This window comes from Polynucleobacter tropicus (assembly GCF_013307225.1).
GTDB classification, from domain to species: domain Bacteria; phylum Pseudomonadota; class Gammaproteobacteria; order Burkholderiales; family Burkholderiaceae; genus Polynucleobacter; species Polynucleobacter tropicus.
In genome coordinates, this window is the sequence record NZ_CP028942.1 from 1487845 (window position 1) to 1501202 (window position 13358).

The following is a 13358-nucleotide window of genomic DNA, read 5'->3' on the forward strand; positions in this document are numbered from 1 at the left end:
TTAGCTTAACTCGGCCGCTGCAGCTATCGCCTGATCAATTCGCTCTACAGGAATCACTCTTAATCCGGGGATTTTCGTCTTTGGCATATTTGCCTTAGGAATAATGGCGACTGTGAAACCCAGCTTTGCCGCCTCCTTAAGACGCTCTTGACCGCGTGGGCATGGACGAATCTCTCCCGCTAAGCCCACTTCACCAAACACAATTAACTCTTTTGGTAATGCGCGATTACGAATAGATGATTGAATCGCAAGTAACACTGCCAAGTCAGCAGCTGGCTCTGAAATCTTCACGCCGCCAACGGCATTCAAGAACACATCCTGATCAAAACAGGCTACTCCAGCATGACGGTGCAAGACCGCTAACAACATAGCTAAACGTGCCTGCTCCAAACCAACGGCTAAGCGGCGAGGATTAGGCACATGGGCAGTATCAACAAGCGCTTGAATCTCAACTAAGAGAGGTCTACTACCCTCTTGCGTAACCAACACACATGCGCCGGGAACCATTTGCTCATGTTGCGACAAGAAAATTGCTGATGGGTTTGTAACACCCCGCAAACCTTTTTCAGTCATTGCAAATACACCTAGCTCATTGACTGCGCCAAAACGATTCTTAATAGAACGAATTAAACGAAACGAGGAGTGTGTATCGCCTTCAAAGTACAACACGGTATCAACAATGTGCTCCAACACCCTTGGGCCCGCCAAATGGCCATCTTTTGTGACATGGCCCACCATCAATACACAAATGCCGCTGGCTTTAGCCGCTCTGGTTAATTGAGCAGCGCACTCTCTCACCTGCGCAACTGAGCCAGGGGCGGAGCTTAATACTTCAGAGTACAAAGTTTGAATGGAGTCCACAACCAAGACTTGTGGCTTAACAGTGTCCATAATAGAAATCAGCTTCTCCAACTGAATTTCTGCCAAAACTTCTAATTGTGGTGCATCCAATGCAATTCGCTTCGCACGCAAAGCAATTTGAGCGGCTGATTCCTCACCACTGCTATAGAGAACATTCATTCCAGCAGCACTCATCTCAGCAAGCGCCTGCAATAGCAGAGTGGATTTACCAATGCCGGGATCACCACCAAGCAACACAACACCACCAGGCACCAATCCACCGCCCAATACGCGGTCAAACTCTTCTACACCAGTACTAAATCTTGGCAAATCTTCAGCGGTAATCGTCGAGAGCTTTTGTCTAGGCAAAGATTGCGCTAGACCCTGAAACCGAGAGTTGGATGTCGTCTCTGGCAAACCCTCTTCCATCGTGTTCCAAGACTGACAAGATGGGCATTGTCCTTGCCACTTCGCCGAAGTGCCGCCACAAGACTGACAGATATAAACCGTTTTTACTTTAGCCAAGAGATATCCAGCAATACCAAATTGAATTGTTAATCGAGTTGTGTACCAGCTTTATTTTCTTGAGCGCGCTTAGGCGCATCTTTACGACGTTGCTCTAGATCTGCCGCTCTAGCAGCTGAAGCTTTTTGCTTTTGTTCAAAATCACGTTGGTTATCAGCACGCTCGGCAGATTTTTCTGGAGATACGCGTTCGGCAGCACGCTTCTGATCCTTCTGATCTTTAATACTCTTACGCAAAGTTCGCTGCACTTCATGTAACGCGCGCTCTTGCTCGCCGATAGGATCAATTTCCTTTCGATACTGGGCTCGCGCGCTCCGCAAACAGTAATCTACCCAGTAATTTTGATAGCAATCAGTCTGTGCTTTGCCCCAGCGATACTTAGCCCAATCACGTTGCAACTCTAGGTCCCGCTCAATTCTATCTAACTGCTCCAATTCAAGCTCTTCAGCCGGCGTGGCAAGCGTCACCCCACTAATGGCGCTAACCAGTAGAAAAAAGACGGTGAAGAACTTAGATTTCAAGGGAAGAAATATTCTCAAATTTCTACCTTAGCGCCTAACTCAACTAAGCGATTGGCTGGAATTCTAAAAAAATCAGACGGCTTTGCAGCATTCTGCATCATCCAACTGAAAAGCTTTTCTCTCCACAATGCCATACCGGGAGATGAAGACGGAACAATAGTGTCTCGTGAAATAAAGAAAGAGGTATCCATGACGTCAAAGTGAATACCTTCATGCTTCTCGATCAATTTAAGCACATTATTAATGTCGGGCGTCTCTTTGAACCCATGAACCGCTCTCACCAAATACACGCCCCCACCAAAGTCTTTCATCGTAATGCGCTGATCATCATTCACATAAGGCACATCCCAAGTACTCAACTTAACAAAAAAGATCCGCTCATGCATGACACGGTTATGCTTTAAATTGTGCAACATAGCTACTGGAACGTAGTCAACATGTGCCGTCAAAAAGATTGCGGTGCCCTCAACTCGATGCGGCGGGTGAGCCAATAAACCTTCGACGAAAGCCTGCAATGGAATGGAGCCTTCAACCATTTTTGCGCGCAAAAGTTTGCGGCCCCGATACCAGGTAATTAGGCAGGTAAAAATTAAGAGCCCCAAAAATAATGGGTACCAACCACCATCTTTAATTTTGATGAGATTTGCGCTCCAGAAAGAAAAATCTAAAGTGAAAAATAAAGAAGTAAGCGCAATCACCAGAATTAAATTCATCTTCCATTCGCGATACATCACAACCGCAAGCAATACCGCAGTAATCATCATTGTCGATGTCACGGAAATACCATACGCAGCCGCTAAATTAACAGACGCCCTAAACTCAATAATGGTAATCACAACCATAAACAATAAGGCCCAGTTAACCACTGGCACATAAATCTGTCCTTGCTCAGAGTCAGAGGTGTGCATGATGGTCATACGCGGCATAAAGCCGAGCAATATTGCCTGACTCACTAGAGAATAAGCGCCAGAAATAACCGCTTGGGAAGCAATTACAGTGGCTGCAGTAGCCAAACCAACTACTGGCCACAGAGCCCATTCAGGGACCATCAAATAAAACGGATTAGATGCAGCATCTGGATTAGAAAGTAGCAGCGCACCTTGACCTAAGTAATTAATCAACAAACTTGGTAAAACCACAAATAACCACGCATAACGAACTGGATTCCGACCAAAATGCCCCATATCCAAATACAAAGCCTCTACTCCAGTTACGACCAATACCACTGCGCCCATCACAATATAAGCAGTAGTAGGATGCAGAGACACAAAATGAACTGCATGCATTGGATTAATCGCACCAATAATTTGCGGTGCGGCTCCGATATTAATCGCCCCCAGAATTGCGAGCACAATAAACCAAGCTAGAGTAATCGGACCAAACAGTTTTCCTACGGCAGCGGTTCCAAATTTCTGAATTAAAAACAGCGCAATCAAAATGGTTAACGATATTGGAATGATGAATTTATGCAAACTCGGTGTTGCGATTTCGATACCCTCAACCGCAGAAAGAACAGAAATAGCTGGAGTAATAACCGACTCGCCCAAGAGCATGCATGCACCAAGCATGCCTAAAATCATCAAGCAGAAATACGTTTTTGAGTCACTCTTATAAGATCGCAGAGCAAGAGCCATCAAAGAGAGAACGCCGCCTTCGCCCTTATTGTCAGCACGCATCACAAACAATACATATTTAAAAGTCACCACCAAAATCAGCGACCAGATCATCATGGCAATTACGCCGAACAAAGCCTCTGGAGAAAATGCAATGCCATGCTCTGGATCAAAGCATTCTTTAAGTGCATATAGCGGGCTTGTTCCAATATCACCAAACACAACACCGATGGCAGCGAGCATTACCGCTCCCAAGCTACCCTTTTTATGGCTGTTAGGGTCTTCATGCAAATTGACCGGGTTTAATAGTGTTGAACTGGAAAACTCTGGATTGCTAATTGACATTGCAGGCCTTTGGCTCTTGTTGCGTGGCAATATATTACTCCCTAAACTAGACCTCCCCAAATGACATTAGGCAACCCAAAACCGCATTTTTTAAGCATATTTTGTAGAAATGGTCGACATTGCAGTGCAAAAAATGGTAGAATCTCTGACTCAGACGCGGGGTGGAGCAGTCTGGCAGCTCGTCGGGCTCATAACCCGAAGGTCGTAGGTTCAAATCCTGCCCCCGCAACCAAGATTTACACACTAAGCCCTTAATTTTTAAGGGCTTTTTGCTTTTTAGAGCAATCTAATCATGTCGATGCCATAGACGCCCACTATCCCAACGCAGAAAACGACTTGATGCGCCAGACGAACCAATTCCGAAGGTCCAAACTTGAGCACCTGTTTCTGGGGTTTGATAAAACGGGATGCCTAGGCTCTTATATCTAGCTATAACCGTGGGATGTGGGTGCCCGTAGCGGTTGCGATAACCATTTTGAGCAAAAGCGATGTCTGGCTCTAAAGCTTTTAACAGCTCAATCGATGAAGATGTTTTGCTGCCATGGTGTGGCGCCATAAAAATGATTTGTCGATCGCCAATCTCATTCAACATCATCGCGTCTAAGCGCTCAGTAATTTCTGCTTCGCCTTGACGCTCTACATCACCCGTCAACCAAAATGAATAATTTTTATTCCGCACCTCAAGAACACAACTCATTTCATTAGGCTTCATGGGATATTGTTTTTGAAAATTAGTGAATTCATGGGGATGCCAAATCACAAATTCCACCTGATCCCATATCCAGCGCTGACCATAACGACAAGGAATACTAGGAATGTTTCTGGCGCTCAGATTCATTAATAATGGGTTATCGCTTGGTAAAGAACCCATCATCCCGTTAAATGTAATTTGCTTTAGCAATGAAGCCGCGCCACCCACATGATCGCTATCACTATGACTAATCACCATGCGATCAATTTGAGCAATTCCTCTGCCACGCAAATATGGCAATATGGTTCGCTGTCCAGCATCGTCCCCTTTGCCCTGTATAGGTCCCGTGTCATACAGTAAGCGCCTGTTTGCAGTTTCAACTAATACTGCGGTACCTTGACCAATATCCAGTACGGTCGCCTTAAATTCGCCCGATCTTAAGGTCTTACCCATGAAATGAGGCAAAGGCATAAAGAGTATTGCAGTTGGTATTAGCGCGCCTAACCTCGATCGCCAAGATACCGACAACTCACCAGGCTGAATGGCATAAATCATTCCAATGATTGATGGAACTAAAAGCCACCAAAGGGGTTGACTTGACCAAGCTACTGCCCAATTCCAACTTGCCATCCACTCTAATAAAATTGCTAAGTACTCCATAACTGTGTGGGCTGGTATTAGAAGCCACTTACCAAAAAATTCTGGTAACAATGATCCAGCTATGGCCAAAGGAGTAACGATGTAACTCACCACAGGAATAGCAAAAGCATTAGCTAGTGGGGAAACTATTGATACCTGATAAAACCAAAATAACGTTATAGGTAAGAGCGCAATTGTCACAACAGCCTGCACTCGACAAGCCTCGCGACATGCTTGCATCAACCGCGATATCAATGGCGCCTCTAACTCCCTGCCCGTCGGAACACCTAACAACCCAGATGAATCTTTCATCGCATATAAGATGGCAGCCACAGCGCCAAACGATAACCAAAACCCTGGTGTGTAAGGCGCCATCGGGTCAATCAATAAAACAAACGCAAGCGCCCACCACCAAATGTCAAAGGACCTTGGATTTCTGCCAGTCCAAAGGGCGAAAGCAACTACCCCAACCATGTACATGGTTCTTTGAGCCGGTATCTGAAATCCAGCTAGCCATGCATAAACAAACGCAGTCAAGAAACCTGACAATGCCTCAACCCTCCCAACAGGAAGGAGTAGTGGCAAAGATCTACGCCTCCAACAAAATGCGGCCAAAGCTGCTCCAGCACCTGCCAACATCGTGACATGCAAGCCCGATATTGAAATCAAATGACCAATACCAGTTGCATTAAATACACCCCAATCATCTTGATGGATTGCATTTTGATCACCTATTACAAGAGCAATAATCACACCCGCATATCGCGCATCTGGTGATAGTGCAGTTTTAATTTTTCTTCGTAGTTTGTAGCGCGCTAACTCCATTTGCAATGCAAACTCGAAAATGCCAATGTCATTCGCTCGCAATAATTCGCCTGATTTAACTGATCCACTAGCGCCAAAGTTTTGATGGAAAGACCAGCGCTCAAAATCAAACGTATGAAGATTTAAGGACCCATAAGGCCTCTTAAGTTTCACCTTCAAATTCCAGCGTTGGCCAGGAATAATTTCTGGAATGATTTGATGACTTCTCCAGGCAGGCTGCCAACTAAGATAAATTTGATGCGGGAATTGGGTCTTGTCTTCCCCCCAAAGAATCATCTGTGTGATTTCAAATGCAAACTTTACGCCAGACTCACCACCCTGAGGCAAACCAATCACTCTGCCCTCAATACTTAATTCTTCCCCCTCCAATTCCTGAGCAAGAATATTTTGCAAACGACTATCAGCGTAGTTTGCATTCCACGCAAAACCTAGAATAAATAACAACGCGCAGATCGAAAATTGACGCACCCACCCAGTCCGTTGAAACAGATATATCAGCAACGCGCACATCAAGCCGGTCCCAATAGAAAACCAATGCCATTGAGATGGCACCTTCGGCAAAAGAAAAAGGAACGATCCCCCGGCAATAAATGCCGTAATTGCTAAGCGCAAAAATTTAAGAGGCTAAGTTTAAATTTAGATTGCCGGCATAAAGCGCCGACCAACGAGGCAAAACCTGCATGGCATTGCGCCATACTGCGGAAGCAAACTCTGAATCACTCACGCCACGAATGATCGCTAGCTCCTTAGCAATTCTAGACAAGAATGCAGGTTCATTGAATGTTAAATTTTCTGCTTTCAACCAAGCCGGCGGGATATCAGGCGCATCAGTTTCCGTAACAATACTCTCAAGAGGCAATTCCTTGATGAGTCTACGAATTTGAAGAGCACGCTCATAAGTTGCAGCACCGCCAAACCCTAACTTGAAGCCAAATTCAATAAATTGCTCTGCCTGCTGAAAGCTACCATTAAATGCATGCGCAATGCCTCCCGGTACTTTGCGTCGACGCAAAGCTTTTAATATGGAGTCTTGCGAACGACGCACATGCAATATGACAGGCAACTTAAATTGCTCCGCCAAATCTAATTGCGCATGAAAGAAATGTTCTTGCTTATGCGGATCTAAGTCCTCAACAAAATAATCTAAGCCAATTTCTCCAATACCAACAAACCTTGGGTCAGAAAGAGCTTTGTTTATTTGCTCCTCTAATAAATTGAGATCGCTTTCATGCGCTTGATTGGTATACAAGGGATGAATACCCAATGTATAAACTAATCCTGGAATTTCATTGCTGTATTGTGAAACAAGGGATTGCACATTTTGTGTATCCGCCACCTTCACTGCAGGCAACAGAATTGCGTTCACACTCATTTCTCTAGCTGAAGCAATGATTTCCGTCAGAGATGATGAGAACTCTGGTGCATCTAAATGACAGTGCGTATCAATCCACATGGGAGCGTTACTGCGCAAAGGTTTTGAGTACTCCGCGCTCTAAATGCAAAATGCGATCGCAACGTTGAGCGCGAACTGGATCATGCGTCACAATTACAAAGGCAGTGCCTTGGTCGCGTGCTATATCCAACATCAAATCAAATACGCCATCAGCAGTTTCAGCATCTAAGTTTCCAGTAGGCTCATCCGCCAAAACACAACTTGGGTTACCAACCAAGGCTCTAGCCACAGCAACTCGCTGGCGCTCCCCACCTGATAACTCTGCGGGTGTATGTTCGATGCGATTAGCCAAACTGACAGACTCCAACATCTTTGCAGCTCTACGCTCACTCTCTATGCGATCAAGCCCCCTAATACGAAGGGGCAATGCAACATTTTCTAAAGCTGTGAACTCATCCAATAAGTGATGAAATTGATAAATAAATCCTAAATTCTCATTGCGTAGTAAATCCAACTGCTTAATTGAAAGTTGCGAAAGGATTAAACCTGATAGCGTAACTGAACCAGCGCTGGGGGTATCAAGGCCACCCAACAAATGAAGCAAAGTACTCTTACCAGATCCTGAAGAGCCCACAATCGCGACTTTCTCTGCGGGGTCAACATCCAAATTAATGCCCTTTAAGACCTCAACCGCGTTAACTCCCTTGCCATAAGTTTTACTGAGGTTACGAGCAACCAACACAGAATTGAGGCCCTCTTGAATCATTGCATTATTCATATCGGAGTGCCTCAGCAGGTTGAACTTTAGATGCACGCCGACTTGGATATAGAGTTGCCAAGACTGATAATCCAAAAGCCATTAATCCCACTGTGACCACATCGCCCATACGCACATCCGATGGCAACTCACTAATGAAATAGACATCGCGTGGCAAGAATCGCACGCGGAAGATGGCTTCAATTGCTGGAACAATAACATCAATATTGCATGCAATTAATAATCCAAGACCAACACCAGCCAATGATCCCATTAAACCAATTGCCAATCCTTGAACTAAAAATATTCTCTGTATCAGCCCTGGGCTTGCGCCCATTGTTCTTAAGATTGCAATATCAGCTTGCTTCTCATTCACTGTCATTACCAATGTAGAGACCAAATTAAACGCAGCTACAGCAATAATGAGTGTCAAGATGATGAACATCATTTTCTTTTCGGTTTGCACTGCTGCAAACCAATTGCGGTTAGATCGAGACCAGTCTGTAACCCACAAGGCCTGCGGAACAACAGACGCAAGCTCAGCTGCAACTTCAGGAGCACGCTGCATATCATCCACTTTGATGCGCAAACCAGATGGGTCGCGTAAGCGTAATAAGGCGGCGGCATCCTTCCAATGCATGATCGCTAGAGAACTATCGTATTCATAATGACCGCTATCCACAATACCCATTACTTGAAGGGTGCGCATTCTTGGCATTGCACCTGCTGGAGTTAAATCACTCTCAGGGACAATTAAATTAATTCGATCGCCAATACGTGCGCCAACGATAGAGGCTAATTGAGCACCTAATGCAACACCAAAGCTGCCAGACTGAAGATCGTTAATATTTCCAGCGATAAATTGTTTCGGAAGATCAGAAACCTTTCCCTCTTCGCCTGGAGCAATTCCGCGAATAGCAACGCCACGCATAACACTATTGCGAGTTAGCAATCCTTGTGAGCTCACCATAGGAGCAACTCCTATTACATGTGGCTCGTTAGCCAGCTTCTCGGCAAGCGACTCCCAATTGCTCAAACCATCAGGCGCAGTAATTTCTACATGGGAAAGCACGGACAGCATGCGATCGCGCACCTCTTTCTGAAAGCCATTCATCACCGACAGAACCACAATTAAGGAAGCGACCCCCAATGCGATTCCGGCAGTAGAAATTCCTGAAATAAAGGAAAGAAAGCCGTCACACTTACCAACGGCCTTTCGGCGCTTGGAGCGGGTATAGCGCAAGCCAATTTCTAGGTCAATTGGAAATCTCAACATAGCCACAGTTTAGACAATTGCGAGCGCATACTGATGGAAACTCCAAATGCCACCTAAAATTGAGGGAATGACTCAGAATTCAGCTCAAACCCAAAATACCCAAGGTCAGCCTAGACGCCTTACCCTGATGCTAACGGGGGAGGATGCCTTGGATGAACAAGGCGACAATCAGGCTCGCCAAGGATTGCCACATGAACGCTATCTGCTTGGAGATAAGGTTCCTCTTGCGCCAATTCTTCTTTTGGGACAATCCACAATCGGCTTTGATCCCAATCTCGAAATCGCATGCTTACAACCAGTTCATCTGCACGCCACTCGCGACCATCTGATTTTGATGGGTCAGAATCAAATTGATCTCACAGAAACTGAATCAAATAAATTACTAGATGCGGCACTGCCCCTCCTTAAAGAGGACTTTGATCATCAGTTGCTATTTCATAATCCATACCACTGGTTTATTCCAGCTGGACCATTTAGTAAATTAGCCAGCTATAGCGTTGATCAAGCACAAGGTCGCAATATTGATTGGTGGATGCCTCACGATACTCATGAGCAAGGCGTCGCTAAGCGTTGGCGTAAATTACAAAATGAAATTCAAATGCTTTGGCACATCGATTCAGTTAATGAAGAACGGCAAGCAAGAGGTTTGCCTAGCATCAACTCCATCTGGATTAGCGGCATTGGCAAGCTAAATGATGTCAAAGTACCGTCAGCATTGGCGCGCGCAAGCAAGATATATGGGAAACACTCTCTACTATCAGGACTAGCAAAATTCTGCGGCATTCCAGTCAGCGCCTCAGTCGCCAATGAAAATCTTGTTGGTGCTTTTGCTTGGCCAGATAATCCGGAAATGCTTTGGCCTCAATTGGCAAGTCAATTACTGAATAAACAGCTTGATGAAGTGATGATTATTGATTTTCCTGAGGGAAAAACTCGCGAGCGGATATTGACCTTGCCTGATATTCAAAAGAAATCTTGGATGTTCTGGAAAAAACCAGAAGTTCTTGCTTTGAATGATTTAATTCAATCGTGAGTCAATTTTCTAAACGATCTTTTTCAGAAAGAGCTGCTACTTGGCTAGAGCAAAGCGGCTTGCATCCATTATTAGCCAGACTATATGCAGCTCGAGGCGTGGAATCTCCCGAGGAACTTTCTCTTGAGCTAAAAAATCTACTCTCTCCAAATGATCTCAAAAACTGCATTAGTACTGCATCTTTGCTCGCTGATATTTTAGAAAAAAAAGAGCCCATGCTGATCGTTGCGGACTATGACTGCGATGGTGCAACAGCCTGCGCCGTTGGCCTGCGCGGCTTACGGATGCTTGGTGGCGCAGATACTCCTATTCAGTTTTTAGTGCCCAATCGTTTTACGATGGGTTACGGCTTAACGCCTGATGTCGTTGAGCTAGCAGCCCAACAAATCCCTAAACCAAAATATTTAATTACTGTTGATAACGGCATAGCTAGTGAATCGGGGGTTGAGCGTGCCAATGAACTTGGCATGTCCGTGATTGTGACTGACCATCACTTGCCCGGCGACAAATTACCCAAGGCCGCTGCCATCGTAAATCCCAACCAACCAAATTGTGCATTTCCAAGCAAGGCATTGGCTGGTGTTGGAGTAATGTTTTATGTGTTGGTTGCGCTTCGTGCGGAATTACGTAAGCGTGGCAAATTTACCAATGAAACACAACCTAAACTAGAAAATCTATTAGATTTAGTAGCACTTGGCACTGTCGCGGACGTTGCGCAACTAGATCGCAATAACCGAATCTTGGTTTCCAATGGTTTAAAACGGATTCGTGCAGGTATATCTCAACCTGGAATGCAAGCACTCTTCCAAGTGGCGGCTCGAGATCCCCGCAAAGCCAATACCTTTGATCTTGGTTTTGCCATTGGACCAAGGCTCAATGCCGCTGGGCGTCTTGCGGATATGACGCTAGGCATACGACTACTATTAACTGACAGTACGGATGAAGCCTTGAGTCTTGCCCAAGAGCTAGATCGCATTAATCGTGAGCGACGTGTGATCGAGGCAGGCATGCAAGAAACCGCTCTTGCCCACCTTTCTGAAGAGCAACTCGCAGGCACGCTGTCACAACGCTCTAGCATTTGCCTGTGGAATTCCGAATGGCACCAAGGTGTTGTTGGCATTGTGGCATCACGCCTAAAAGAACGTTTTAATCGCCCTGCGATTATCTTTGCTCCCGATGGCAATACTGGGGAAGAACTAAGGGGTTCGGGTAGATCTTTAACGGGATTTCATTTGCGCGATGCTTTAGACATTGTTTCGAAAAAAGAACCTGGCTTGATCTTGAAGTTTGGTGGCCATGCGATGGCCGCAGGCTTAACTATTCGCAAAGATGACTTTGATCGCTTCGATGCCTGCTTTCAGGAAGTTGCTAATAGCTTGCTGACCGATGAGTTACTAGAGCGACAACATATTCATGATGGTGTTCTACAAACTTCAGAATTCACCCCTGAAATTGGTGATCTTCTTGCCGATGAAATCTGGGGCCAAGGATTTCCACAGCCCATTTTCTATGGCGACTTTGAAATCACCCAGCAGAGTCTGATGAAAGAAAAACATCTACGTTTGCTAGTAAAGCCATTAGGTGCAGACTCAAACCCAGCCACAGCAAAACCACTAACAGCCGTTTGGTTCAATCGCACCCAAAGCCTGCCAACTAAAGCCAAGCTTGCCTACCGCCTAGTTACTGACCGCTATCAAGGGCAAGCCCGCGTCCAACTGATGATTGAAGCTCACGATGAAAGCCCAGCCGCCTAAGAGGCAATTGCAATAACCCCCTTATAATTAGGGGATGGAAGCTGAACAACTAAACACCATCTCAAATACCTTGTCCGATCTGCTCACCCGTGAGCAAGCTCTTCGGGGGTATCTTTGACTACGAAGTAAAGTCACGTCGCCTTACTGAAGTTAATTCCATCCTAGAAGATCCGAGCATCTGGGATGACCAAAAGAAAGCGCAGGCCTTAGGCAAAGAAAAGAAATTGCTTGATGGCGTGGTTTCTACACTAACCGATCTCAATACCAATATCACTGGCGCTATCGAACTCTTCGATATGGCTAAAGAAGAGAGTGATTTTGAAACAATCGCTGCTATCGAGAAAGATGTGGAGAGTTATAGCAAGATCATTAATGATCTTGAGTTCCGTCGTATGTTCCACAATGAGATGGATTCTTGTAACTGCTTTATTGATATACAAGCTGGGGCTGGTGGTACTGAAGCCTGCGATTGGGCAAGCATACTCTATCGACAATACTTAAAGTATTGCGAGCGCAAAGGTTACAAAACGGAGATTTTGGAAGAATCCGATGGAGATGTTGCAGGCATCAAGAGTGCAACGATCAAAGTCGATGGTGAATATGCTTATGGACATCTGCGCTCTGAAACAGGCGTGCATCGCTTAGTACGCAAGTCCCCTTTTGACTCATCTAACGGTCGTCATACCTCCTTTGCTTCCATCTACGTCTATCCAGAGATTGATGATTCAATCGAAATTGAAGTGAATCCTGCTGATATTCGTACTGATACCTATCGCGCTTCAGGCGCTGGTGGTCAGCACATCAATAAAACCGACTCCGCTGTGCGTTTAACGCACGTTCCAACTGGAATTGTTGTGCAGTGCCAAAACGATCGCAGTCAACATCGTAATCGTGCGGAAGCCATGAGCATGCTGAAGTCTCGCCTCTATGAACATGAAATGCAGAAGCGTCGTGCTGAGCAAGATAAGTTAGAAGCCAGCAAAACCGATGTGGGCTGGGGTCATCAGATTCGCTCCTATGTTTTGGATCAAAGCCGCATTAAAGACTTACGCACCAACGTTGAGATTTCGAATACTCAAAAAGTATTGGATGGTGATCTCGATGCATTTATTGAAGCCAGCCTGAAGCAAGGCGTTTAATTAATCA

Annotated in this window: 10 protein-coding genes and 1 tRNA gene; 4 read left to right on the forward strand and 7 right to left on the reverse strand. The window is 45.4% G+C overall.

The features are described 5' to 3' along the window. From radA to DCO17_RS07680, 3 genes are read right to left on the reverse strand one after another with little or no spacing between them, the layout of a single operon-like run. Positions 1-1365 carry a DNA repair protein RadA gene (gene radA, locus DCO17_RS07670; protein WP_173956157.1) on the reverse strand — a complete coding sequence of 455 codons (1365 nt, stop codon included), beginning with the start codon at positions 1363-1365 and terminating at the stop codon, positions 1-3. Positions 1366-1394: 29 nt separating this feature from the next. Then, positions 1395-1886 (reverse strand): hypothetical protein, encoded by a 492-nt coding sequence (locus DCO17_RS07675; RefSeq protein ID WP_254598739.1) that lies wholly within the window; start codon positions 1884-1886, stop codon positions 1395-1397. Between the two features lie 14 nt (positions 1887-1900). Next, on the reverse strand, positions 1901-3742 hold the full coding sequence (locus DCO17_RS07680; RefSeq protein WP_254598839.1) for a potassium transporter Kup: 1842 nt from the start codon (positions 3740-3742) through the stop codon (positions 1901-1903). Between the two features lie 257 nt (positions 3743-3999). On the opposite strand from DCO17_RS07680, the gene DCO17_RS07685 reads away from it, so the two are divergent. After that, positions 4000-4076 (forward strand) — tRNA-Met (locus DCO17_RS07685). 54 nt (positions 4077-4130) lie between these two features. Here DCO17_RS07685 and DCO17_RS07690 read toward each other — a convergent pair. The 4 genes from DCO17_RS07690 to DCO17_RS07705 all read right to left on the reverse strand — a co-directional run bounded on the left by DCO17_RS07690 (position 4131) and on the right by DCO17_RS07705 (position 9422). After that, complete coding sequence (locus DCO17_RS07690) at positions 4131-6551, reverse strand: DNA internalization-related competence protein ComEC/Rec2 (RefSeq protein ID WP_437342798.1); 2421 nt, start codon at positions 6549-6551, stop codon at positions 4131-4133. Between the two features lie 64 nt (positions 6552-6615). Beyond that, positions 6616-7452: a TatD family hydrolase gene (locus DCO17_RS07695; RefSeq protein ID WP_173956752.1), complete on the reverse strand. Its 837-nt coding sequence runs from the start codon at positions 7450-7452 to the stop codon at positions 6616-6618. A 7-nt stretch (positions 7453-7459) separates the two neighbouring features. After that, complete coding sequence (locus DCO17_RS07700; RefSeq protein ID WP_254598740.1) at positions 7460-8170, reverse strand: ABC transporter ATP-binding protein; 711 nt, start codon at positions 8168-8170, stop codon at positions 7460-7462. Beyond that, positions 8163-9422 carry a lipoprotein-releasing ABC transporter permease subunit gene (locus DCO17_RS07705; protein ID WP_173956750.1) on the reverse strand — a complete coding sequence of 420 codons (1260 nt, stop codon included), beginning with the start codon at positions 9420-9422 and terminating at the stop codon, positions 8163-8165. Before DCO17_RS07705 ends, DCO17_RS07700 begins: the two co-directional genes overlap by 8 nt. Positions 9423-9492: 70 nt before the next feature. Here DCO17_RS07705 and DCO17_RS07710 point away from each other — a divergent pair, with 70 nt between their 5' ends. From DCO17_RS07710 to prfB, 3 genes are all read left to right on the forward strand, one after another. Beyond that, positions 9493-10458 carry a hypothetical protein gene (locus DCO17_RS07710; RefSeq protein ID WP_254598741.1) on the forward strand — a complete coding sequence of 322 codons (966 nt, stop codon included), beginning with the start codon at positions 9493-9495 and terminating at the stop codon, positions 10456-10458. After that, positions 10455-12212, forward strand: a complete 1758-nt coding sequence (recJ, locus tag DCO17_RS07715) for a single-stranded-DNA-specific exonuclease RecJ (protein WP_173956162.1) — start codon at positions 10455-10457, stop codon at positions 12210-12212. The genes DCO17_RS07710 and recJ overlap by 4 nt, the downstream gene beginning before the upstream one ends. A gap of 34 nt (positions 12213-12246) precedes the next feature. After that, positions 12247-13351 (forward strand): peptide chain release factor 2 gene (gene prfB / locus DCO17_RS07720; protein ID WP_173956163.1). Its coding sequence is split into 2 segments (ribosomal slippage): positions 12247-12318 and positions 12320-13351, totalling 1104 coding nucleotides; the frame shifts between segments, so codons are not numbered across the junction. Positions 13352-13358: the final 7 nt, after the last annotated feature.